The organism is Pseudohaliea rubra DSM 19751, from assembly GCF_000764025.1.
GTDB classification, from domain to species: domain Bacteria; phylum Pseudomonadota; class Gammaproteobacteria; order Pseudomonadales; family Halieaceae; genus Pseudohaliea; species Pseudohaliea rubra.
Genome location: NZ_KN234818.1, coordinates 1 through 3,325, shown reverse-complemented (window position 1 = coordinate 3,325; position 3,325 = coordinate 1). Strand labels below are relative to the sequence as shown.

Annotated in this window: 3 protein-coding genes; 2 read left to right on the top strand and 1 reads right to left on the bottom strand. The window is 68.3% G+C overall.

The genetic code is table 11. The features are described 5' to 3' along the window. Together HRUBRA_RS15720 and HRUBRA_RS14385 are read left to right on the top strand one after the other, a co-directional pair. Window positions 1-756: TOBE domain-containing protein (locus tag HRUBRA_RS15720; protein ID WP_035518337.1), on the top strand; the 756-nt coding region annotated here is incomplete at its 5' end. Further along, window positions 753-1,733: a serine/threonine protein kinase gene (locus tag HRUBRA_RS14385; RefSeq protein ID WP_035518335.1), complete on the top strand. Its 981-nt coding sequence runs from the start codon at window positions 753-755 to the stop codon at window positions 1,731-1,733. The genes HRUBRA_RS15720 and HRUBRA_RS14385, both read left to right, overlap by 4 nt. A 614-nt stretch (window positions 1,734-2,347) precedes the next feature. Here HRUBRA_RS14385 and HRUBRA_RS14380 read toward each other — a convergent pair. Further along, complete coding sequence (locus tag HRUBRA_RS14380) at window positions 2,348-3,076, bottom strand: acyltransferase (protein ID WP_035518333.1); 729 nt, start codon at window positions 3,074-3,076, stop codon at window positions 2,348-2,350. Between the last annotated feature and the right edge of the window lie 249 nt (window positions 3,077-3,325).

The following is a 3,325-nucleotide window of genomic DNA, read 5'->3' as shown; positions in this document are numbered from 1 at the left end:
GGCGGCCCGGAGCCGGCGGCGGTGAGCGCTGCCCTGGGCATCGAGGCGCTGCTGCCGCGCCGGCCGGACACGCTGTCGGCCGGGCAGAAGCAGCGCGTGGCCATCGCCCGCGCCCTCCTCGCCAACCCCCGACTGCTGCTGCTGGACGAGCCCCTGGCCAACCTCGACGGCGAAGCCCGGCGCGAGTGCCTCGCGGCTCTGCAGGAAGCGCTCCGGGCGCTGGCCATACCGCTGCTCTACGTCAGCCACAGCATCGAGGAAATCACCGGCCTCGCCGAGGAGCTCCTGGTCCTGGGTAACGGCGCCCTGGTCGCCCGCGGCCCGCTCCTTGAGCTGGCCGGCCGCCTCGACTCGCCGCTCGCGGACGAGCCCGATGCCGCCGCGATCATCGAGGTTACCGTGACCGGCGCGGAGCCGGACTACGGCCTGACCCGGCTCGCCCTCGCCGGGGAACCGCTCTGGGTCACCGCCCCCGGCGGCGCCCCGGGACAGCGCCGGCGCCTGCGCATCCCCGCCCGGGACGTCTCGGTCTGCCGCACCCGGCCGAGGGACTCGAGCATTCTCAATCTGCTGCCCGTCACGCTGGAGGACCTGCGCCCAACCGGCGACAGCCACTGCCTGCTGCAGCTGGCCATCGACGGCCAGCACTTGCTGGCCCGCATCACCCGCAAATCCGCCGACACGCTGGCCCTCAGCCCCGGGGACCACCTCTACGCCCAGATCAAGAGCACGGCCCTGGCCGGAGATAACCTGTGAGCAACCATCCCTACGACACCCTCGGCCCGGACACGATCATCGACGCCGTAGAGTCCGCCGGCTTCCTGAGCGACGCCCGGCTCCTCGCCCTCAACAGCTACGAGAACCGCGTCTACCAGGTCGGCATCGAGGACGACGTGCCCCTCATCGCCAAGTTCTATCGCCCCGGCCGCTGGACGGATGCCCAGATCCTCGAGGAGCACGCCTTCGCCGCGGAGCTCGCCGCCGCGGAAATTCCCGTGGTCGCACCGCTGGCCGCGGCGGACGGCAGCACGCTGTTTGAGCATGCGGGCTTCCGCGTCGCGCTTTTTGCCCGTCGCGGCGGTTACCCGCCGGAGCTGGATGACCCGGAGGCGCTGCTGGTCCTCGGCCGCACGCTGGGCCGTATTCACCGCGTGGGCGCCGCGAAGCCTTTCGTTCACCGCCCGGCCATGGACCCGCGGGAGATGCTGGACGACAATCGCGCCTTCCTTCTGGAAAAGTTTATCCCCCGGGATCTGCGTCCCGCCTACGAGACGCTTACCGCGGACCTTGCGGAACGGGTCGCGCCGCGCTGGGCAGAGCTTGTCCCGGCGGACTTTCAGCGCCTGCACGGGGACTGTCACGGCGGCAATATTCTCTGGCGCGACGGCAACGCGCACTTTGTAGATCTGGATGACTGCATGATGGGCCCGGCGATCCAGGACCTGTGGATGTTCCTCTCCGGGGAGCGCCTGCACCGCGAGGGCCAGCTCTCGGAGCTGATTGCCGGCTATGAGGAATTCATGACCTTCGAACCCCGCCAGCTGCGCTGGATCGAGACCCTGCGCACGCTCCGCCTCATCCGCTATGCGGCCTGGCTCGCCCGCCGCTGGGACGATCCCGCCTTTCCCCACAGCTTCCCCTGGTTCAACACGGACCGCTACTGGGCCGACCACGTGCTCGAGCTTCGCGAGCAGCTGGCGGCGATGGATGAGGCGCCGTTGCGGTTGCTCTGATTGCTGTGCGTGGTGCTGTGTCGGGATAGTTCTCGTGGGTTGGTGCTCGTGGGTTGGTGCTCGTGGGTTGGTGCTCGTGGGTTGGTGCTCGGTAGGTTAGTACGTTGTAGCCCGGCGCCGGAGGGTGAGGCATACCCTGCCGGGACCGCAAAAGCGCCATCCATGGCAGCTCGACGAAGGCCATCCATGGCCTTCGACGCCCCGGCAGGGTATGCCGCACCCTCCAGCACCTGCCGTGTAGCCACACGACCAGCGCCGAATTAGCCACTGCGTTGAAACCTCGCACACACGTCAGGCGACGGGGGCCGGGATTTACTGTCCCGGGGCGTCAGCGGACATGGATGTCCGCTGTCGAGCTGCCATGGATGGCGCTTTTTGCGGTCCCGGTACAGTAAATCCCGGGCCCCGGCGCCGAACTACGGAGTGCCTAAAGAGTCGAAAGCCGGCACCAACGTCAGGCGGCGGGGGCTGGGATTTACTGTCCCGGGACGTCAGCGGACAGGGATGTCCGCTGCCGAGCTGCCATGGATGGCGCTTTTGCGGTCCCGGTACAGTAAATCCCAGGCCCCGGCGCCGAACTACGAAGCACCCCCGGCGTCCACGACGGAGTACCCTCAGCGCCTGGTCAAAGACCGCGGATAAACCACCGACAAGAACCACCGCCAGAACGAGTTACCAGAGAGCACCTCCCGGTCCACCGCATCGAAGAAGCGCTCCATACCCTCGGGGTCGGCAAAATAATCGAGACGGGTGGTCATCGGGCGCTCCGCGTCGAGCTCGCGGACCACCCGGGCGGGGTTGCCGGCGACGACCACGTTAGGGGGAATGTCCTTGGTGACCACAGCGCGGGCAGCAACCACCGAATTATCGCCGATCGTGACGCCCTTCAAGACCGTCGCGTGGTCACCAAGCCAGCAGTTGCGGCCGATGCGAACCGGGGTGATGCGCTCGTCGCGGGCCGTGCGGTCGTAAAGCGTGTGCCAGTCCGAGTCTGTAACGTAGGCGCCGTTGGCAAGCATCGTACCGTCGCCGATAATGATCTCGTCCGAGGCCGAGAGGCGGCTGCCCGGGCTCATGAGAACACAGTCGCCGATCTCGATGCGGCCCGCGCCCTGCTCGCGGCCCCAGACGCCGATCTCCACGCGGGCGCCCGGTTCGCCGATGGCGGTGAAACTGCGGCCGATCACGATATTGTTGCCGGAAATGTGCACGTACCAGGGTTTCATGAGATTGGCGTGCGGGCCGAAGTGCGCGCAGCGCGGGCGCAGGAAATAGTCCGTGTACGCGTCGCGCGCACGCAGGTAGAGTTTTTTCAGCCAGTAGGGGCGCAGATCCTCGTGCATGGCTTGGGGGCCTTGCCTTGGGGGGCTTGGGTGCCAGCGCTTATGATCGCAGGGCCGCGGAGCAGCGGCAACGGCAGGGCCGTGACCGGGCAGAGGCGGGGCGAGCGCAGGGGCGGCAGAACAAGCGCGGCGGGGTGAGGGCAGCGTAGCAGTCATGACGGGGAACTCCAGGCAGGTAGAGAGCAACCAGGCGGGGCCGCACCGGGGGCTGGGGGCGCTGGTGGCGCGGCATCTGCGCGAGCCCTGGCG

Coding starts and splice junctions, on each gene's coding strand:
- HRUBRA_RS14380 (WP_035518333.1), bottom strand. CDS start 3,076: ATGCACGAGGATCTGCGCCCCTACTGGCTGAAAAAACTCTACCTGCGT.